The organism is Micromonospora sp. CNZ303 (assembly GCF_004345505.1).
Map to the genome: position 1 here is coordinate 53,095 of NZ_SLVT01000010.1, position 19,218 is coordinate 72,312.

The window sequence follows — 19,218 nt, forward strand, 5'->3', positions numbered from 1 at the left end:
GAAGGACCGGCACAGGCGTTGCCGGTCCTTCTCTGTCCCGCCACGAGCCGCGATCGGCAGAGTGGCATCGAGTCGGCGCACGGCACACCGGACGCAGGAGCGGGTCCGGACGCCCGGGACGGGACACCGACGACGGCCCCTGCTACCGAAAGGCGCGGCGACATGCCCGGAACGATCGCGGTACGGACGATGGCGTCGTTCCTGCCGCAACGGTCGGTCGCGGTGGCGGAGCTGCCGGAGCTGGCGTACCTGGGGCCGGCCGAGCGGGAACTCTGCGCCGGCCTCGGCATCGACCGGGTGCGTACCGACCCGGAGCTGGACGCGTTCGACCTGGCCGCGGGAGCCGCCACCCGGGCGCTGGGCGCCGCCGGGCTGGACCCGGCACGGATCGGGGCGCTGGTCGTGGTGGAGTCCCGCGCGCCGGCCACCCTGATGAGCTCCGCCGAGACCCGGCTACAGGCGTACCTCGGCGCCGACCGGGCCCTGACCTTCGCCGTCGGCGGGCTGGGCTGCGTGTCGACCACGCCGGCGCTGCTGGTGGCGCGCGGCCTGCTGGCCGCCGACCCGGGCCTGACCGACGTCCTCGTCGTGCACGGCAGTACGCCGGCCACGCCCCGGCGCTACCGGCACCCCGTCACCGTCAGCGGCGACGGGGGCATGGCCGTGGTCGTCTCGCGGGACGGGCCGCTGCGGGTACGCGACGTGCTCCAGGAGACCGACGGCCGCTACTGGGACCTGTTCCGGGTGGACTACCGGGACCGCCCGTCGGCCCGCTGGACCGAGCAGTGCCGCGACCCCCGGGAGTACTCCTTCCAGCTGGCGCTGGAGAGCCGCAACCGGCTGCGCGCGATGTACCGGCGCCTGCTGGAGCGCAACGGGCTGACCCCGGCGGATGTCGCCCGGCACGTGAGCCACAACCTGTCGGCGGGCGCGTTCCGGTTCGTCGAGGAGACGCTCGGGGTGGCGGTCGCCCCGACCTGCCGCGACAACCTGCGCGACCTGGGCCACCTCGGCGCGAACGACGTCCTGCTCAACCTGGCGACCGAGATCGGCACCGGGCGGCTGCGGGGCGGCGAGCGGGCCGTACTGATCAGCTCCAGCCCCGTGGCCGCCTGGAGCATGGTGCTGGTCGAGTTCGACGGCGATCCCGCTGCGGCCGTCGCGGGAGACTGAGATGGGAGTGGGGATGGGAGCACCGGACCGGCCCGCGGTGGCGCGGGAGCTGCACGACTTCATCGCCCCGGCGGTGTCCGTACCGATCGGCCCGGACGAGGACTACTTCGCGCTCGGCCTGCTCAACTCGCTGTTCGCGATCGAGCTGGTGGTGTTCGTGGAGCGGCGCTTCGACATCGAGGTCGAGGTGGCCGACCTCGACCTCGACCACTTCCGCACGATCTCCCGGCTGACCGACTTCGTGCTGGCCAAGACCGCCGGCCGCGCCGGGATCCCGGCGTGACCGCCGCGGTCGCGCGGTCGACGCTCGACGGTCTCGGCGACGACCTCGCGGCGGCGGCGCGCGACGAGGCGGCCCGCTGGGACCGGGACGGCGCGCTGCCCGCCGGGGTACGCCGCGCCGCGGCGGCCGCCGGGCTGCTCACCGCCGACCTGCCGGTCGGGCACGGCGGCCTCGGCGCCACACCGGCGCAGGTCGGTGAGCTGTGCGCCCGGCTCGGCGGCGTGTGCGGCGCGCTGCGCGCGCTGGTCACCGTGCAGGCCATGGTCGCCGCGGCCGTCCTGCGCTGGGGCACCGCCGGGCAGCGGGCGCGCTGGCTGCCCGCGTTCGCCCGTGGTGAGTTGCTCGCCGGCTTCGCCGCCACCGAGGCCGGCGCGGGCAGCGACCTGACCGCCGTCGACACCCGCATCCGTGCCGTCGGCGGGGGCCGGCAGCCGACCCTGGAGCTGACCGGTACCAAGCGCTGGGTGACGTTCGGCCAGGTCGCCGACATGCTGCTGGTGCTCGGGGTGCTGGACGGCCGGCACACCGCCGTGCTCGTCGAGACCGACCGGGCCGGCGTGACGCGGCAGCCGGTCGAGGGCCAGCTCGGCCTGCGGGCCGCCCAGCTGGCCCACATCCAGCTCGACGGCGTACGGGTCCCGGCGGCGAACCGCGTCGCACCGCCCGGGTTCGGCCTGTCGCACGTCGCGGCCACCGCGCTGGACCACGGCCGGTTCACCGTCGGCTGGGGCTGCGTGGGCATGGCCGAGGCGTGCCTGCGGGACATGACCGACCACGTGCTCACCCGCCGGCAGGGCGACACCCTGCTCGCCGACCACCAGACCGTACGGGGGCTGCTGGGCCGGGCCGCGGTGGACACCGCCGCCGCGCGGGAACTCGCCGCCCGGGCCGCCAGGTGGCGGGCCGCCGGTGCGCCCGACGCGATCGCCGGCACGGTCGCGGCCAAGTACGCGGCGGCGCGCACCGCCGCCCTGGTCGCCGGCACGGCCGTGCAGGTCCTCGGTGCGGCCGGCTGCGCACCGGACAGCCGGGCCGGCCGGTTCTACCGGGACGCCAAGGTCATGGAGATCATCGAGGGCTCCGCCCAGGTGGCCGAGCTGCACGTCGCCGACCACCTGCTGCGGCGCGCCCGCGCGACGGGACCGGGAGGGCGGCCGTGACCGGCATGGTGAAGTGCCTGGTCTGGGACCTCGACGACACGCTGTGGGACGGCGTCGTGCTGGAGGGCGACGAGCCGGTGCCGTTCCCCGCCGCCGTACGCACGCTGCACGCCCTGGACCGGCGCGGCGTCCTGCACGCCGTGGCCAGCCGGGGCGAGCGTGCCGCCGCCACCGCCCACCTGGCCGCGCACGGCCTGCTCGACCTGTTCACCCGGGTCGAGGTGGGCTGGGGCGCCAAGTCCCTCGCGGTCGCCCGGATCGCCGCCGACCTGGGCATCGGCCTGGACACTGTCGCGTTCGTCGACAACGACCCGGTGGAGCGCGCCGAGGTGGCCGCCGCGCTGCCGGTCGTGCGCTGCCACCCGGCCGACGCCGTCGCCGGACTGCCGGCGCTGCCCGAGTTCGCCCGCGAGTTCGTCACCGAGGAGTCCCGGCAGCGCCGCCAGCTCTACCGGACCGACGAGCGACGCCGGGCCGCCGAGGCCACGCATGCCGGGCCGCCCGCAGACTTCCTCGCCTCGCTCGGCCTGGTGCTGGAGGTGCGCCGGGCCGGCCCGGCCGACCTCGCCCGGGCGCACGAGCTGACCGTACGCACCCACCAGCTGAACACCACGGGCGTCACGTTCAGCCTGGCGGAGCTGCACGCGCTCTGCGCGTCGCCGCGGCACGAGGTGCTGGTGGCGCGGCTGCGGGACAGGTTCGGCTCCTACGGAACGGTCGGGCTGGCCGTCAGCGAGTCGCGGCCGGCCGCGAGCGTACTGCGGCTGCTGCTGATGTCGTGCCGGGTGCTGTCCCGCGGTGCCGGCGCGGCCCTGCTCGACCACCTCGTGCACACCGCGCTCGCCGCGGGCCGGCGGCCGGTGGCGGAGTTCGTGCCCACCGCGGTCAACCGGCAGATGCTGGTCACGCTGCGGTTCGCCGGCTTCGCCGTCGAGGACGACACGGGCGACCGGTGGACGCTCGCGATCGACCCGGCCCGGCCGCCGGCCCCGCGGGCACACCCGGTGCGGGTGGTGACGGCGTGAGTGGGCACAGCGGACGGATCATCAGACGGAACGAGGGGCTTGCATGAGCGGAACCGTCGGGGTGGTCGGCGCCGGCACGATGGGGCTCGGCATCGCCCAGTGCCTGGCCGAGGGCGGGTACGACGTGGTCGTGGTCGACCCGGCGGTCGGGTCGACGACCGGGGTGGCGGCGGCGGTGGACCGGCTGCGTACCGGGCTGCGGCAGACCCGGCTGCTGGCCCCGCACCGCGCGGCCGAGCCGGTGGCCCGGGTGATCGAGCGGATCAGCTGGGCCGACCGGACCGCCGGGCTCGACCGGGCCGGGTACGTGATCGAGTGCGCGCCGGAACGCATCCCGCTCAAGGAACGGATCTTCGGCGAGCTGGACGCCGTCTGTCCACCGTCGACGGTGCTCGCGTCGGTCACCTCCGCCATCCCCATCGACCGGCTCGCCGCCAGCACCCGCCGGCCGGACCGGGTGGTCGGGACGCACTTCATGAACCCCGCGCCCCTCAGGGACACCGTCGAGGTGGTGCGGGCGCCGCGGACCAGCGCGGACACCCTCCAGCGCACCCTCGACCTGCTCGCCGCGATCGGCAAGACCGGCATCGTGGTCGCCGACGGGCCGGGCTTCGTGATCAACCGCGTGTTGATGCTCACCGTGAACGAGGCCGCCGAGGTCGTCGGCCAGGGCACCGCCGACGCCGCGACCGTCGACCGGGTCTTCCAGGAGTGCCTCGGCCACGCTACGGGTCCGCTGCGTACCGCCGACCTGATCGGCCTGGACACCGTCGTCGACACGCTCCTGGTGCTGCTCGAGTGCACCGGCGACCCCCGCTTCCGGCCCGGACGCACACTGCGGGAACTCGTGGACGCGGGCCGGTACGGGCGTAAGAGCGGCAGCGGTTTCCACCAGTACCCGCAGCCGGCCGCGACCGCCGCCACCTGACCACCGCCGAGCTCCGCGCCCAGCACCCGCACGGCTGGCCAGGTCAGCCTGGGGTGAGGACGCAGAACTCGTTGCCCTCCGGGTCGGACATGACCGTCCACGGGACGTCGCCCTGGCCCACGTCGGCGGGTGTCGCACCGAGATCCTTCAGGCGCGTAAACCACCACCGCCGCCTGGTGGGCTGCCGAGGTGGTGGCGAGGTCGACGTGCACGCGGTTCTTCACCGTCTTGGGTTCCGGGGAGACGATGAGGTCGATGCAGACCGCGACGGGGTCGGGGTAGACGAAGCCCTCGGGTTCGAGGTTGGTCACGCCGGGGCCCTCGCTGGAGACTTCCCAGCCGAGCGCCTCCGCCCAGAAACCGCCAAGCGCGGAGTCGTCCCGGGCCTTCATGTTGATCTGCACCAGCCGCGTCGCCACGCCGGCAATGCCAGGGCCGCCGAGCCGACGGTGGCGTCCCACTGGGCGACCGTCCGGTGCGGCATTCCGGTGCCGGCTGGCGCACACCCCCTAGAGCGTCCTAGGACAATGGTTCCGTGAAGGCCTGGGCCGATCAGGGGCGCCTGCGGGCGTTGAGCCGGGCGGCCTGGCGCGTCAGGTGGTCTCGTTCGGCGAGGTTGGGCGCCCTCCGGGCCGCTTCGGCGTACAGCCGTGCCGCCGTCGCCAGGTCACCGTCGCGCTCGTGGAGGTACGCCGCCACCGCCGCGTGGCGGGGCAGCGAGTCGTCCAGCGCCACGAGCGCCGCCAGGCCGGCGCGCGGCCCGTCGGCCTCGCCGACGGCCACCGCGCGGTTGAGCCGGACGACCGGACTGTCGGTCAGGCGCACGAGTTCGTCGTACCACTCGACGATTTGCACCCAGTCGGTCTCCCCGGCGGTGGGCGCGTCGGCGTGCAGCGCCGCGACGGCTGCCTGGGCCTGGAACTCGCCCAGCCGGTCGCGGGCGAGGGCGGCCTGCAGGATCTCGACGCCCTCGGCGATCGAGGTGGTGTCCCACCGGCCGCGGTCCTGCTCGGCGAGCGGCACCAGGCTGCCGTCGGGCGCGGTCCGGGCGGCGCGCCGGGCGTGGTGCAACAGCATGAGGGCGAGCAGCCCCGCCACCTCGGGGTGGTCGATCGCGGCCGCGAGCTGCCGGGTGAGCCGGATGGCCTCGGCGGCGAGGTCGACATCGCCGGAGTAGCCCTCGTTGAAGACCAGGTACAGGACGCGCAGGACGGTCGCGACGTCGCCGGGCTGATTGAACCGCACGCCGGAGACGGTGCGCTTGGCCCGGCTGATGCGTTGCGCCATGGTCGCCTCGGGCACCAGGTACGCCTGGGCGATCTGGCGGGTGGTCAGCCCGCCGACGGCACGCAGCGTGAGCGCGACCGCCGACGCCGGCGTCAGCGACGGGTGGGCGCACAGGAAGTAGAGCTGGAGCGTGTCGTCCACCGTGGGCGTGGGCCCGGGCGCGGGCTCCTCGTCGACGAGGTCCTCGCGCCGGCGGCGGGCGGCGTCCGCCCGGGTCGCGTCGAGGAACCGCCGCCAGGCCACCGTGACCAGCCAGGCCTTCGGGTCGCGCGGCGGGTCGGCCGGCCAGGTGCGGACCGCCTCGACCAGCGCATCCTGTACGGCGTCCTCGGCCGCCGCGAAGTCGGCTCCGCGGCGGACGAGGATCCCGAGCACGCCGGGGGTGAGGCTCCGGAGCAGGGCCTCCTGCATCAGGTCACTCCGTGATGGTGGGCGGCGCGGTCAGGAACGGGCGCAGCTCGAGCCACTCGTGGATCGGCTTCCCGCCCGCCCCGGGGGCGGCCGACAGCTCCCCGGCCAGTTCGACGGCGCGCTCGTAGCTGTCGACGTCGATCACCATCCAGCCAGCGATCAGGTCCTTGGTCTCGGCGAACGGGCCGTCGGTGACCGGCGGGCGCCCCTCACCGTCGTACCGGACGAACGTCCCCTCGGGGGCGAGCGCCTGACCGTCGACGAACTCGCCGGTTCCCTCGAGCCGGGTCGCGAAGTCCTGCATGTACTGCATGTGCGCCGAGATCTCCTCCGGCGTCCACTGGTCCATGGGTACGTCGTTGACCCCGGCCGGTGCGCCCCGGTAGTGCTTAAGCAGCAGGTACTTGGCCATCGTGTTTCCCCTCTCGGTGCGGGTGCGAACCCATTCTGATCGCGTCCACCACGGGGACGGAGCCGGTCCCGGGTTCTCGACATCGCCGTCCGGACATTTCCGGGTCGATCTCGTACCCGGGTCCGGAGCGCTCGCGAGATCCGGTGTGCGTCGGCTCCTGCCCCGCGCGCTCCGGTGCCGGCCCGTTGCCCGCGGGCGACCCGGATCCACACCGCGGGCGGGCGGGCGACCGGCGGGCAGGGCTCGGCTTCCCGGGTCGGGAGGAGTCTTGCGCGGGCGCCCCGCGGAAACTATGTTATCGATAACATCGACGTTGCCCCATGGCTTGTCTGGACGGTCGCGCGGCCGTTCCGACCGCCGCGCCCGTGGCACGCACCACCCGTCCCGCACCTCTTCCCCCACGTCACGCCCGCCCCGGCGACCGCGTGCCGCCGGGCCCTTCGGCCGGCCGGACCACCCGCCGACGGCTGGCCCGCCCTGACTCGGCCGGCCCACGACCAGCACCCGAAAGAACCGGGACGTAAGGGCTTCCGCGGCGCCGGCCCACCAACCGCCGCTCCCCCGCCACCATCGAGAAAGGTCACCCCCATGGCCCTGACCCGACGAGGCTTCACCCTCGGTGCGGTCGCCACCGGCGCGGCCACCGTCGCCGGCCTGACGATCGCCCCCCGCACGCCGGGCCTGGCCGACTCCTCGTGGACGTCGTTGCGCTCCCACAACTTCCCGGACCGCTACCTCCGGCACTCCGGCTACCTGCTGCGCATCGACCCGCTGACCGCCTCCTCCAGCCTCACCGACCGGCAGGACGCCACCTTCCGGCTCACGTCCTAGCACCCCGACCACCCCACCCGGAGGCCCCGATGCCCACTCCCTTCCTCAACCGTCGACTCCTGCTCAGGTCCGCCGGCGTGGTCGCCGTCGCCACCACCGGCGGGCCCGTCCTCGGCGCCGTCGCCGGCGGCGGCGCGGCGAGCGCCGCCCTACCCCCGGCCCGGTCCGACATCGGCGTCTCCGCCTACGCCTTCGAGCCCGGCCAGGTCCGGCTGTCGGCGAGCCGCTGGCAGGAGAACCAGAGCCGCACGCTGACCTACCTGCGGTTCGTCGACGTCGACCGGCTGCTCTACAACTTCCGCGCCAACCATCGCCTCTCCACTGCCGGCGCCGCGCCGACCGGCGGCTGGGACGCCCCGACGTTTCCGTTCCGCACCCACATGCAGGGGCACTTCCTGACCGCCTGGGCCCACGCCTGGGCGGTGCTCGGGGACGCCACCTGCCGGGACAAGGCCAACCGCATGGTGGCGGAGCTGGCCAAGTGCCAGGCCAACAACGCCGCCGCCGGATTCAACGCCGGATACCTGTCCGGCTTCCCGGAGTCCGACTTCACCGCGCTGGAGGCGCGCACGCTGAGCAACGGCAACGTCCCGTACTACTGCGTCCACAAGACACTCGCCGGGCTGCTCGACGTCTGGCGCCTCATCGGCAACACCCAGGCCCGCGACGTGCTGCTGGCACTTGCCGGCTGGGTCGACTGGCGCACCGCCCGGCTCACCACCGCCCAGACGCAGGCCATGCTGGGCACCGAGTTCGGCGGCATGAACGCGGTCCTGACCGACCTGTACCAGCAGACCGGCACCGCCCGGTGGCTCACCACCGCCCAGCGGTTCGACCACGACGCCGTGTTCAACCCCCTCGCCGCCAACTCCGACCAGCTCAACGGGCTGCACGCCAACACGCAGGTGCCGAAGTGGATCGGCGCGGCCCGGGAGTTCAAGGCCACCGGCACCACCCGGTACCGGGACATCGCCAGCAACGCGTGGAACATCACCGTCGACGCGCACAGCTACGTGATCGGCGGCAACAGCCAGGCCGAGCACTTCCGCTCCCCCGACGCCATCGCCGGGTACCTGCGCACCGACACCTGCGAGGCCTGCAACACCTACAACATGCTGAAGCTGACCCGGGAGCTGTGGCTGCTGGACCCGAACCGGGCCGCCTACTTCGACTTCTACGAGCGGGCGCTGCTCAACCACATGATCGGCCAGCAGAACCCGGCCGACGACCACGGCCACGTCACCTACTTCACGCCGCTGAACCCGGGCGGCCGGCGGGGGGTCGGTCCGGCGTGGGGCGGGGGCACCTGGAGCACCGACTACGACTCGTTCTGGTGCTGCCAGGGCACCGGTCTGGAAACCAACACCACGCTGGCGGACTCCATCTACTTCCACGACGGCACCACGTTGACGGTGAACCTGTTCATGCCATCGGTACTCACCTGGACCCAGCGCGGGATCACGGTCACCCAGAGCACCTCGTACCCGGTCAGCGACACCACCACCCTGACCGTGACCGGCCCGGCCGGCGGAGCGTGGACGATGCGGATCCGGATCCCCGGATGGACCAGCGGCGCCAGCGTCAGCGTCAACGGCACGCCGCAGACCATCGCCGCGACCCCCGGCAGTTACGCCAGTCTCACCCGCTCCTGGGCCTCCGGCGACGTGGTCACGGTCCGGCTGCCGATGCGGGTCGTCATGTCCGCCGCCAACGACAACGCCGCGGTGCAGGCCGTCACGTACGGCCCGGTGGTGCTGTCCGGCAACTACGGCAACACCGCCCTGAGCGGGCTGCCCGCGCTGAACACCGGTTCCATCACGCGGACCAGCACCAGCGCCCTCGCGTTCACCGCCGTCGCCAACGGCGCCACGGTCGCCCTCGGGCCGTTCCACGACGCGCACGGGCACAACTACACCGTCTACTGGAGCGTCGCCGGCAACAACGGCGGCGCCGCGAGCTTCCGCCTGGTCAACGCGGCCAGCGGCCTGGTGCTCGGCATCCGGGACATGTCCACCGCCGACGGCGGCCTCGCCCTCCAGTGGGGCGACACCGGCACCGCCGACCACGACTGGCAGCTCCTGCCCGGCGGGTCGACGGTCCGGCTGCGCAACGTCCACAGCGGCAAGGTGCTCGGCGTGGAGAACATGTCCACCGCCGACAACGCGCGCGTCCTCCAGTGGGCCGACAACGGCACCGCCGACCACGACTGGACGCCCGTCGACGTGGGCGACGGCACGCACAAGCTGCGCAACGCGCACACCGGCAAGCTGCTCGCCATCTCCGGCGCCGCCACCGTCCAGGGCGCCCAGGCGGTGCAGGACCAGGACAACGGCAGCCTGGACAACCAGTGGCGGTTCGTGCCCAACGGCGCCCGCCGGATCCAGAACCTCGCCAGCGGGCTCGTGCTCGGGGTGCGGGACATGTCCACCGCCGACGGCGGCCTCGTCCTCCAGTGGGGCGACACCGGCACCGCCGACCACCTGTGGACCGCGATCGTGGACACCGGCGGCTATCTGCGGCTGCGCAACTCGCACAGCGGCAAGGTGCTCGGGGTCGAGGGCGGCGCCAGCGCCGCCGGCGCCCGGATCGTGCAGTGGGCCGACAACGGCGCGAACGACCACCGGTGGCGGTTGCGGTACGGCGGCAACGGCTACTTCCGCGTCCAGTGCGCCAACGGCGGCCGGGTCCTCGGGGTGAGCGGCGGCTCCGGCAGCCAGGGCGCGCAGATCGTCCTCGGCACCGACAGCGGGGCCGCCGACCAGCGTTGGCGGTTCGTCTGAGCCGCGTCGCGAGCCCCTCCACCCGGCCCTAACGGCGCGGCGGCGCTCCGACGCTGCGACGGGAGACCAGGGAGGGCGCGACCGTCTGTCGCAGCGGGCCGACGACCTGCGACGACTCGATCTGGGCGAGCAGCAGGTCCAGGCTCGCCCGGGCGACCGCGGCGAAGTCGGGCCGCACGGTGGTCAGCGGCGGGATGAAGTACGCCGCCTCGGGCACGTCGTCGAAGCCGACCACGCTGATGTCGTCCGGCACCCGCCGGCCGTGCTCGTGCAACGCCCGCAGCACGCCCAGCGCCAGGTGGTCGTTGGCGGTGAACACCGCGGTGACCTCCGGTATCCGGGCGAGCATCTGCCCGCACCGGTAGCCGGCCGCCGCGGACCAGTCCGCCGGGATCAACGGCGGCGCCTCGACGCCCGCCGACCGCAGGGCCTCCCGCCACCCCTCGATCCGGCCGGCGCTGTCGAACCAGTCCGGCGGCCCGGAGACGTGCCAGACCGTCCGGTGCCCGGCGTCGAGGAGGTGCTGCGTGGCGGCGCGGGCACCGGCGACCTGGTCGACCGTGACCAGGGGCACCGGGCGGCGCGGGTCGCCGTCGACGGTGACCAGCGGCACGTCCTTCGGGAGCCGTTCGAGCGCTTCGCCGGCCGACTCGACCGGCGCGATCACCACGATGCCGGCGACCCGGTGCGCGAGGTGCCGCTCCACCGCCGCCGAGATCGACTGGTCGTCGAGGTCGCTGACGCTGCCGACGCTGACCGCGAAGCCCGCCTCGGCGGCCGCCTGTTCCAGCGCGGTCAGCAGCGACGCCGGGCCGAAGAGGGTGGTGTTCTGCGCGACCACGCCGATCACCTGGGACCGGCCGGTGACCAGCGCCCGCGCGGCCCGGTTGGGCCGGTAGCCGAGTTCGGCGATGGCCGCCTGGACGCGCAGCCGGGTCTGCTCGCGCACGTTGGGGTGCCCGTTGAGGACCCGGGACACCGTCTGGTGCGAGACGCCGGCGAGGCGAGCCACGTCCGTCATCGCGGGACTGCGCACGGCCACCTCACTTCCCCCGCCTGCCCGTCGACGACCGCACACGTCGACGTCGACGGGAGCGGCCATCGTGTTGCTGCCTCCGCCACGGCGACGTGTGCCGGGTGACCGGTGGAAACGCCGACAGTCTACGCCAGTTGTCCTGTCGGCCAGGGTGCGGCTGAGCCGGCGCACCGGACGGGACTACCAGCGGCGCGCGCCCCGGGGCGGGGACGGTTTCCGATGGTTCCCCGCACCCCGCCCCGGAGCATTCGCCGTACGATCCTCAGGCTCTCGTACGCCGGGGAACGGTGGCCGGTGTCATGGTGTGGTCAGGGTGAACCGGCGCACCGTCACCTGACCGCCCAACGACTGGGTGGCGTAGTTGAAGATGCCGAACCGGTATCCCATGAAGAACTGCCAGGCGTTGTTGAGGGTCAGGGTGTTGCCCAGCGGGACGAACGTGACCCCGTCGGTGCTGTACGAGAACCTCGCCTGGCGACCCGAGCCGGGCCGGATGTCGGCGTTGGCGCGCAACCAGATCCGCCCGCCGGCCACCGGTGCGCTGGCGATCTCGGTGCCGGTGCCGGTGGTGTTCCAGTTGTCGGTACCCATGGTCAGGCCGTTGGTCATGACCACCCGCGTGGCCCCGTTGTCGCGCTTGACGCCGATCCACGCCGAGGTGTCGCGCAGCATCGCCAGCCCGGTCCGGTCGCCGTCGCGCATCGTGGAGTAGTCCAGTTCGATGGTGCCCGTCGAGGTCGGACCCTGGATCCGGTGGGTCACCGTGTTGCGCGCCCGGTAGAGGTCGTTGGTCACCGTCGCGGTCTGCAGGCGCAGCCCGTTGTTCACCGACCACCGGCTGTTGTCCGGGTTGTGGTTCCACTCGTACTGGACGCCGAGGGTGGTGCCGGGGAAGGTGTCGGTCCCGGTGAGCGGCTTGACCGGACGCGACGGCAGCGGGTTGGGGTAGTTGACGCCCCAGGAGCCGTTGACCGTCTGCACCTGGGGCCAACCGTCGCTGGTCCAGGTGATGGGGGCCAGCGTCGGCATCCGGCCACCGGGGTACGCGTCGGTGAACGCCATGTAGTACCAGCCGCCGTTCTGGGTCTGCACCAGTCCGCCCTGGTGCGGCACCCCACCGCCGGAGATCGGGCCCGGCATGTTGAGCAGCACCTGTCGCTGCTCGTACGGGCCGAACGGGCCGTTTGTCGACTTCAGCACGTACTGGCCGTTGGCCGGGCGGGTGAGCCAGATGTAGTAGGCACCGTTGCGCTTGTAGAAGCGCGCTCCCTCCAGCGTGCCGATGCTCGACGGTGTCTGGTACACCTGCTGGGCCCGCACCTGGGTGCGTCCGTCCGGCGACAACTGGGCCACGCTGATCGTGCCGTTGCCGTACGCGACGTACATGGTGTCGTTGTCGTCGACCAGCATCCCGGCGTCGTAGTAGCAGTTGGGGATGGTGGTGTGGCGGCTCCACGTGCCGTCGACGGCGGACGCGGTGTAGATGTGCGTCTGGGCGAAGTCGATGCAGCCGGCCCAGTAGAAGGTGCGGTTGCTCGGCCGGTAGTTCAGCGTGGAGGCCCAGATGCCGTCGACGTACCCGTGGCCGCCGTTGGCCAGGTCGTACTTCGTGCCGAAGTCCAGCCGGGGCACCGAGTGCCCGGCGAACTCCCAGTTCACCAGGTCCCACGACCGCAGCACGGGGGCACCGGGCGAGTAGTGCATGGTGGAGGCCGACATGTAGTAGACGTCGCCGACCCGGATGATGTCGACGTCGGCGAAGTCCTGCCAGACGACCGGGTTGGTGAAGGTGCCGCCGGGGTTGCCGCTGTCGCCGACGCGGACCAACTGCCACTGCTGATGGCTGCCGTTGAAGTCGTCGTACTGCACGATGTTGCCGCCGTCAGCGGTGGAGGCGTTCTGCACCTCGACCACCTTGTTCGAGTTCCGGTTGATCAACCGCACGTACCCGTCGGCTGAGTCCGCCAGCCGGAACTGCTGGTTCGTCCCGTTGCCGTCGCTCCACTGCACGATGCTGGCGCCGTTGGCCGTGGAGAAGTTGTAGACGTCGAGCACCTTGCCCGAGTGGCGGGACTTCAACCGGTAGTACCCGCCGCCGGAGTCGACGAACTGCCACTGCTGCCCGTTGCCGTTGTTGCGCGACCACTGCGTGATCCGCGCCCCGTCGTTCGTGGCCCCGTTGTACAGGTCCAGCACCTTGCCGCTGTTGCGGTTCACCAACACGTACCACGCGCTGGTGTCCACCGTCGCCGCCGAAGCCGGCCCCGGAGACACCGCGACGAGCCCGCTCGCCGCGAGCACCGCGACCACCGCGGCCGAGACCCTCGACAACCAACCACGCCGTCGGGGCACAGCCCGCGAGGGCCCACCAATGGCAACCATGATCCTCCTTCGAGATCGTTGACAGGATCGTCATCCGTCGGAGAGCGCGACCCGGGCACCTGCGGCCACCGCGGCGGGCATCCATCCTGGATGTGATCGCTCACAGACACGCACTGCCGTCATGACGCGCAGCCTCGCACGATCCCGGCAAGGAGTTCTTCGGCCGGCGTGCCCTTGGAGGCCGATCGCCCCATCCATCGACTGTGAGCGATAACATGACGTTCGTCAAGACGTCACGCATGAGGCGGGACAGCGACCGGAACGCCGACGGGGCCCTCCCGGCACGGGAGGGCCCCCGGGACCACCGACGGAATCGACCGGCGGGCCAGGGTCGGGGGCGCGCCGGTGGCTGTCCTCCTGCGCGGGTCAGAACCCCCGGGCGAGGCGGTAGTAGGCCTGGTTCCACCGGATCTCGTTGGCGAAGCGGCGTGGCTCGGTGTGCTCGTCGATGACGACCAGCTCGGTGCGTACCATCTCGGCCAGGTCGTGCAGCTCCTCCACGCCCACCGCCTGGGACAGCACGGTGTGGTGCGGGGCGCCGGCGGTGATCCAGGCCTCCGCCGAGCCGGCCAGGTGCGGGCGGGGCCGCCACACGGCCCGGGCGACCGGCAGCCGGCGCAGCGGGTGCGGCGGCGCCACCACGTCGACCTCGTTGGCCACCAGGCGGAAGCGCTCCCCCATGTCCGCGAGGCCGAGCACCACCGCCGGGCCGGGCGCGGCGTCGAACACCAGCCTGACGGGGTCCTCGCGGCCGCCGATGCTCAACGGGTGGACCTCGACCTTCGGGGTGTCACCGGCGATCGTCGGGCAGACCTCGAGCATGTGGGCACCGAGCACCAGCTCGTCGCCCGGCGTGAGGTCGTAGGTGTAGTCCTCCATGAAGGACGTCCCACCCTCGACGCCGACCGCCATCGACTTGAGCGTGTGCACCAGCACCGAGGTCTTCCAGTCGCCCTCGCCGCCGAAGCCGTAGCCGTCGGCCATGAGTCGCTGCACGGCGATGCCGGGCAGTTGGCGCAGACCGCCGAGGTCCTCGAAGTTGGTGGTGAAGGCCCGGAAGCCGCCCTCGTCGAGGAACGCGCGCAGGCCCAGTTCGAGGCGCGCGGCGTAGCGCAGCGAGTCGTGGCGCGCCCCGCCCGGCCGCAGCTGCGGGTCGACCCGGAAGGTGTCGTCGTACTCCTTGACCAGGTCGTCGATCTGCGCGTCGGCCACCTGGTCGACGACCGCGACGAGGTCGTTGACGCCGTAGGTGTTGACCGAGACGCCGAAGCGCAGCTCCGCCTCGACCTTGTCGCCCTCGGTCACGGCGACGTCGCGCATGTTGTCGCCGAAGCGCGCCAGCCGCAGCGACCGCATCGCCGAGTAACCGAGCGCGGCCCGGGCCCAGGCGCCGATCCGGGCGGTCACCCGGGCGTCGCTGACGTGCCCGGCGACGGTCTTGCGGGCGACGCCGAGCCGGGTCTGGATGAAGCCGAACTCGCGGTCGCCGTGCGCGGCCTGGTTCAGGTTCATGAAGTCCATGTCGATCTCGTCCCAGGGCAGCAGGACGTTGGCCTGGGTGTGCAGGTGCAGCAGCGGCGTCCGCAGCGCGTCCAGGCCGGCGATCCACATCTTGGCCGGCGAGAAGGTGTGCATCCAGGCGATCACCCCGACCACACCCTGCGCGGCGGCGTCCCGACATGCCTTGAGGATGTCGGCGCTGGAGGTCAGGACCGGCTTCCAGACCACCCGGACCGGGATCCCCGGCGAGTCGTCGAGCTGCGCGGCGATCTGCCGGGACTGCTCGGCGACCTGCCGGAGGGTGTCCTCGCCGTACAGGCCCTGGCTTCCGGTGAGGAACCAGACCTCGGGTTGGGGGTGCGTTGCCATGCAGTTGCCTTCCGCGAGATGGGCGGTCACTTGAAGCGGATGCCGATGAGGCGCTGGAGGAGGATGAAGGCGAAGAGCAGGCCACCGATCACGATCCTCGTCCACCAGGAGTTGAGGCTCCCGTCGAAGGTGATCAGGGTCTGGATCACGCCCAGCACCAGCACGCCCAGCACGGTGCCGAAGACGTAGCCGGACCCGCCGGTGAGCACGGTGCCGCCGATGACGACGGCCGCGATCACGTCCAGCTCCATGCCGATGGCGATCAGCGGCGCGCCGGAGAGCGTGTAGAACGACAGCAGGATGCCGCCGATGGCCGAGCACAACCCGCTGACCGTGTAGACGGCGATCCGGGTACGCCCCACCGGCAGGCCCATCAGCAGCGCCGACTGGGGGTTGCCGCCGATCGCGTACACGGTGCGGCCGAAACGGGTGTACGCCAGCACGTACGCGGCGACCAGCACCACCACGAACGCGATCAGCACGATGATCGACACGAAGTTGCCGCGCGGGTCGCCGATGCGCTCCTGGGAGACGGCCGTCCAGAAGCCGTCGGTGATGGGGATGGACGCGTCGCTGATGAACGTGCACATGCCCCGGGCGAAGAACATGCCGGCGAGGGTGACGATGAACGGCTGGATCTCGAAGAAGTGGATCGCACAGCCCATCAGGAACCCGAGCGTCGGGCCGATCAGCAGCGCGACGACCAGCACCAGGGCTGCGGGCAACCCGTCCTGGAGCAGCGACGCCGACACCATGGCGGTCATCGCGACGACGGAGCCGACCGACAGGTCGATGCCGCCGGTGAGGATCACGAAGGTCATGCCGACCGCGACGACCAGCAGGAAGCCGTTGTCGATGAAGACGTTGAAGACGACCTGGACGTTGGAGAACGCCCGGTACTGGGACACGCCGACGCCGTACATGACCAGCAGCAGGGCGAGGGTGGCCAGGACCGGGACGTGCCGCCGGGGCACCCCGGGTCGCCAGGCGCGGCCGGTGGTCAGTGACGTGCTGCTCATGCCGGCACCTGCTCCTTCTCCCGCCGCAGCGCCGTGGGCCCGGGGGTGGTTCCGCTGCGGCGGCGGCTGAACCTGGCGCGGAACGCCGGCGCCTGGATGAGGCAGACGGCGATGACGACGACCGCCTTGAACAGCAGGGCCGTCTGCGGCGAGATGTTCATGGCGTACACCGAGGTGGTGAGGGTCTGGATGATCAGTGCGCCGAGGATGGTGCCGCCGAGGGAGAACCGGCCACCGGCGAGTGCGGTGCCGCCGATGACCACCGCGAGGATCGCGTCGAGTTCCACCCAGAGGCCGGCGGCGTTGCCGTCGGCGCTGGACACGTTCGCCGTCATCATGAACCCGGCGATCGCGGCGCAGGCGGCGCTGACCACGTACACGAGGAAGACGACGCGGCTGGACCGGATGCCGGCCAGCCGGCTCGCCTCGGCGTTGCCGCCGACCGACTCGACGATCAGGCCGAGCGCGGTACGCCGGGTGAACGCGGCGATGAGCAGGGCCGCCGCGAGGGCGATGAAGACGGCCAGCGGCAGGGTCAGGAAGTGCCCGAGCCCGATCGCCCGGTACGGCCCGGAGTTGATCGTGATGATCTGGCCCTCGGTGACCAGTTGCGCGAGCCCCCGGCCGGCCACCATGAGGATCAGCGTGGCGATGATGGGCTGGATGCCGATGACGGCGACCAGCACCCCGTTCCAGGCGCCGAGCGCGAGCGCGGCGCCGAAGGCCAGCGCGAGCGCCGTGAGCACGGTCGCCGGGCTGTTCTGGTCGGGCGCCCCGCTGATGTGGAGGCAGGCGATGGCGCCGCTGATGGCACAGAGCGATCCGACGGAGAGGTCGATGCCGCCGGTGGCGATGACGAGGGTCATGCCCAGCGCCACCAGCATCAGCGGTGCGCTCAGCCGGAGGATGTCGACCGGGGTGCCGTAGAGGTGCCCGTTCTTGACCTCGATGGAGAGGAAGCCGGGCCGGTAGATCGTGTTGGCCAGAATCATGACCACCAGCACGAGCGCCGGCCAGAACAGGCGGTGGCCGGTCAGCGGGCGGAGGCGGTCGGCGACGGCGTTCACCGGACCACCTCCGCGCCGGTGGTGCCGCTGGCGATGGTCCGCATGACGCGGTCGGCGTCGAGGGTGTCGTCGTTGTCGAGTTGGGCGACCATCGTCCGGTCACGCATCACGGCGACGCGGTGGCTCAGCCGCAGCACCTCCTCCAGCTCGGCGGAGATGAACAGCACCGCCATGCCGTCGTCGGAGAGTTGGACCACCAGCTTCTGGATCTCGGCCTTCGCGCCGACGTCGATCCCCCGGGTGGGCTCGTCGAGGATCAGCAGGCGCGGCTCGGTGATGAGCCAGCGGGCCAGGAGCACCTTCTGCTGGTTGCCGCCGGAGAGGTTGCGCACCGGCAGATCCGGGTTCGCCGGCCGGATGCTGAGCGCCTTGATGTACTTCTCGACCAGCTCGTCCTGCCGGCGGCGGGGGATCGGCCGCAGCCAACCGCGTGCCGCCTGCATCGCGAGGATCATGTTCTCCCGCACCGACAGCTCGGGGACGACGCCCTCCGCGCGGCGGTTCTCGGAGCAGAACCCGACGCCGCGGTCGATGGCCTGGACCGGGTTACGCACCTGCGTCCCGCCGCCGTCGACGACGACCGTGCCGTGATCGGCGCGGTCGGCGCCGAACAGCAGCCGCGCCACCTCGGTGCGGCCGGAGCCGAGCAGGCCGGCGAGCCCGACCACCTCGCCGGCGTGGATCCGCAGGCTGAAGGGGGCGACCGCGCCCTTGCGGCCCAGCTCCGACGCGTCCACCAGCGGGGCCTCGTCGGACCGCACGGCGGCGGTCCGCTTCTGCTGCTCGTCGAGGCGCTCCAGGACGTCGAGCTCCTTGCCGATCATCTTCTCGACGAGGCTGAGCTGGGGCAGCTCCTCCGTCCGGTACTCCCCCACCAGGGTGCCGTTGCGCAGCACCGTGATGCGGTCGGCGATGCCGTAGACCTGATCGAGGAAGTGCGTCACGAACAGGATGCCGATGCCCTCGTCGCGCAGCTGCCGCATGATCCGGAACAGCTGCGCGACCTCACCGGCGTCCAGGCTGGAGGTCGGCTCGTCGAGGATCAGCACCCGGGCCCGTACGTCGATCGCCCGGGCGATGGCGACCATCTGCTGCACCGCCAGGGAGTACGTGCCGAGCTGCGCGGAGACGTCGATGTCGAGGTCCAGCCGGGCCAGGAGTGCCCGCGCCCGCCGGCGCATCTCGCCCCAGCGGATCGCGCCGAGACGACGGGGCTCCCGGCCGATGAAGATGTTCTCCGCCACGGACAGGTTGGTGCAGAGGTTGACCTCCTGGTAGACGGTGCTCACCCCGGAGGCAGACGCCTGCATCGGGCCGCTGAAGGCGACCTGCTCGCCGTCGAGGACGACGGTGCCCTCGTCGAGGGCGTGGACGCCGGTCAACACCTTGATCAGGGTCGACTTGCCGGCTCCGTTCTCGCCCATCAGGGCGTGGACCTCGCCCGGGAACAGGCGGAAGTCGACGTCGTGGAGCGCGCGTACCCCGGGGAAGGTCTTGCTGATCCCGGTCATGGTCAGGACCGGACGGCTATCCGTCATCCCATCGGACCTCTTCT

Annotated in this window: 15 protein-coding genes and 1 pseudogene; 7 read left to right on the forward strand and 9 right to left on the reverse strand. The window is 72.4% G+C overall.

The features are described from left to right. Nucleotides 1–162: 162 nt before the first annotated feature. From EV374_RS17320 to EV374_RS17340, 5 genes are read left to right on the forward strand one after another with little or no spacing between them, the layout of a single operon-like run. Entirely contained in the window at nt 163–1,173 is a 1,011-nt protein-coding gene (locus tag EV374_RS17320; RefSeq protein WP_207914277.1) for a ketoacyl-ACP synthase III family protein, read from the forward strand. A 13-nt stretch (nt 1,174–1,186) separates the two neighbouring features. Continuing rightward, entirely contained in the window at nt 1,187–1,456 is a 270-nt protein-coding gene (locus EV374_RS17325; protein ID WP_132236599.1) for a phosphopantetheine-binding protein, read from the forward strand. Next, nucleotides 1,453–2,616, forward strand: coding sequence for an acyl-CoA dehydrogenase family protein (locus EV374_RS17330; protein ID WP_132236601.1), 1,164 nt, complete (start codon nt 1,453–1,455; stop codon nt 2,614–2,616). Before EV374_RS17325 ends, EV374_RS17330 begins: the two co-directional genes overlap by 4 nt. 5 nt (nt 2,617–2,621) lie before the next feature. Continuing rightward, a complete protein-coding gene (locus EV374_RS17335; RefSeq protein WP_132236889.1) occupies nt 2,622–3,641 on the forward strand; it encodes an HAD-IIIC family phosphatase in 1,020 nt (339 codons plus the stop codon). 43 nt (nt 3,642–3,684) lie between these two features. Further along, a complete protein-coding gene (locus EV374_RS17340; RefSeq protein WP_132236603.1) occupies nt 3,685–4,569 on the forward strand; it encodes a 3-hydroxyacyl-CoA dehydrogenase family protein in 885 nt (294 codons plus the stop codon). Between the two features lie 55 nt (nt 4,570–4,624). Here EV374_RS17340 and EV374_RS17345 read toward each other — a convergent pair. The 3 genes and pseudogenes from EV374_RS17345 to EV374_RS17355 all read right to left on the reverse strand — a co-directional run. Further along, a pseudogene (locus EV374_RS17345) lies at nt 4,625–4,988 on the reverse strand (VOC family protein); the annotation flags it as partial. Between the two features lie 133 nt (nt 4,989–5,121). Continuing rightward, nucleotides 5,122–6,267, reverse strand: coding sequence for a DUF6596 domain-containing protein (locus EV374_RS17350; protein ID WP_132236605.1), 1,146 nt, complete (start codon nt 6,265–6,267; stop codon nt 5,122–5,124). 4 nt (nt 6,268–6,271) lie between these two features. Further along, the gene (locus EV374_RS17355; RefSeq protein ID WP_132236607.1) at nt 6,272–6,679 is read right to left on the reverse strand and encodes a YciI family protein; all 408 of its coding nucleotides are present in this window, start codon (nt 6,677–6,679) and stop codon (nt 6,272–6,274) included. A 588-nt stretch (nt 6,680–7,267) separates the two neighbouring features. Between EV374_RS17355 and EV374_RS17360 the strand changes: the two genes are divergently transcribed. After that, nucleotides 7,268–7,510, forward strand: a complete 243-nt coding sequence (locus tag EV374_RS17360; protein ID WP_132236609.1) for an AbfB domain-containing protein — start codon at nt 7,268–7,270, stop codon at nt 7,508–7,510. 29 nt (nt 7,511–7,539) lie between these two features. Then, nucleotides 7,540–10,290 carry a beta-L-arabinofuranosidase domain-containing protein gene (locus tag EV374_RS17365; RefSeq protein ID WP_132236611.1) on the forward strand — a complete coding sequence of 917 codons (2,751 nt, stop codon included), beginning with the start codon at nt 7,540–7,542 and terminating at the stop codon, nt 10,288–10,290. A gap of 28 nt (nt 10,291–10,318) precedes the next feature. On the opposite strand, the gene EV374_RS17370 is transcribed toward EV374_RS17365, so the two are convergent. From EV374_RS17370 to EV374_RS17395, 6 genes are all read right to left on the reverse strand, one after another. After that, the gene (locus tag EV374_RS17370) at nt 10,319–11,311 is read right to left on the reverse strand and encodes a LacI family DNA-binding transcriptional regulator (protein WP_207914281.1); all 993 of its coding nucleotides are present in this window, start codon (nt 11,309–11,311) and stop codon (nt 10,319–10,321) included. 312 nt (nt 11,312–11,623) lie between these two features. After that, nucleotides 11,624–13,708, reverse strand: a complete 2,085-nt coding sequence (locus EV374_RS17375) for an RICIN domain-containing protein (RefSeq protein ID WP_132236615.1) — start codon at nt 13,706–13,708, stop codon at nt 11,624–11,626. 366 nt (nt 13,709–14,074) lie between these two features. Further along, nucleotides 14,075–15,577: an L-arabinose isomerase gene (araA, locus tag EV374_RS17380; protein ID WP_132236617.1), complete on the reverse strand. Its 1,503-nt coding sequence runs from the start codon at nt 15,575–15,577 to the stop codon at nt 14,075–14,077. Between the two features lie 26 nt (nt 15,578–15,603). Further along, nucleotides 15,604–16,596: a galactofuranose ABC transporter, permease protein YjfF gene (yjfF, locus tag EV374_RS17385; protein WP_132236619.1), complete on the reverse strand. Its 993-nt coding sequence runs from the start codon at nt 16,594–16,596 to the stop codon at nt 15,604–15,606. After that, entirely contained in the window at nt 16,593–17,663 is a 1,071-nt protein-coding gene (locus EV374_RS17390) for an ABC transporter permease (protein WP_132236621.1), read from the reverse strand. The genes yjfF and EV374_RS17390 overlap by 4 nt, the downstream gene beginning before the upstream one ends. After that, a complete protein-coding gene (locus EV374_RS17395; RefSeq protein ID WP_132236623.1) occupies nt 17,660–19,201 on the reverse strand; it encodes a sugar ABC transporter ATP-binding protein in 1,542 nt (513 codons plus the stop codon). Before EV374_RS17395 ends, EV374_RS17390 begins: the two co-directional genes overlap by 4 nt. Nucleotides 19,202–19,218: the final 17 nt, after the last annotated feature.

Bases quoted from the DNA above. Each gene is read 5' to 3' on its own strand.
- EV374_RS17320 (WP_207914277.1), top strand. From the start codon at position 163: ATGCCCGGAACGATCGCGGTACGGACGATGGCGTCGTTCCTGCCGCAA.
- EV374_RS17325 (WP_132236599.1), top strand. From the start codon at position 1,187: ATGGGAGCACCGGACCGGCCCGCGGTGGCGCGGGAGCTGCACGACTTC.
- EV374_RS17335 (WP_132236889.1), top strand. From the start codon at position 2,622: ATGGTGAAGTGCCTGGTCTGGGACCTCGACGACACGCTGTGGGACGGC.
- EV374_RS17340 (WP_132236603.1), top strand. From the start codon at position 3,685: ATGAGCGGAACCGTCGGGGTGGTCGGCGCCGGCACGATGGGGCTCGGC.
- EV374_RS17350 (WP_132236605.1), bottom strand. From the start codon at position 6,267: ATGCAGGAGGCCCTGCTCCGGAGCCTCACCCCCGGCGTGCTCGGGATC.
- EV374_RS17355 (WP_132236607.1), bottom strand. From the start codon at position 6,679: ATGGCCAAGTACCTGCTGCTTAAGCACTACCGGGGCGCACCGGCCGGG.
- EV374_RS17360 (WP_132236609.1), top strand. From the start codon at position 7,268: ATGGCCCTGACCCGACGAGGCTTCACCCTCGGTGCGGTCGCCACCGGC.
- EV374_RS17365 (WP_132236611.1), top strand. From the start codon at position 7,540: ATGCCCACTCCCTTCCTCAACCGTCGACTCCTGCTCAGGTCCGCCGGC.
- EV374_RS17370 (WP_207914281.1), bottom strand. From the start codon at position 11,311: ATGACGGACGTGGCTCGCCTCGCCGGCGTCTCGCACCAGACGGTGTCC.
- EV374_RS17375 (WP_132236615.1), bottom strand. From the start codon at position 13,708: ATGGTTGCCATTGGTGGGCCCTCGCGGGCTGTGCCCCGACGGCGTGGT.
- araA (WP_132236617.1), bottom strand. From the start codon at position 15,577: ATGGCAACGCACCCCCAACCCGAGGTCTGGTTCCTCACCGGAAGCCAG.
- yjfF (WP_132236619.1), bottom strand. From the start codon at position 16,596: ATGAGCAGCACGTCACTGACCACCGGCCGCGCCTGGCGACCCGGGGTG.
- EV374_RS17395 (WP_132236623.1), bottom strand. From the start codon at position 19,201: ATGACGGATAGCCGTCCGGTCCTGACCATGACCGGGATCAGCAAGACC.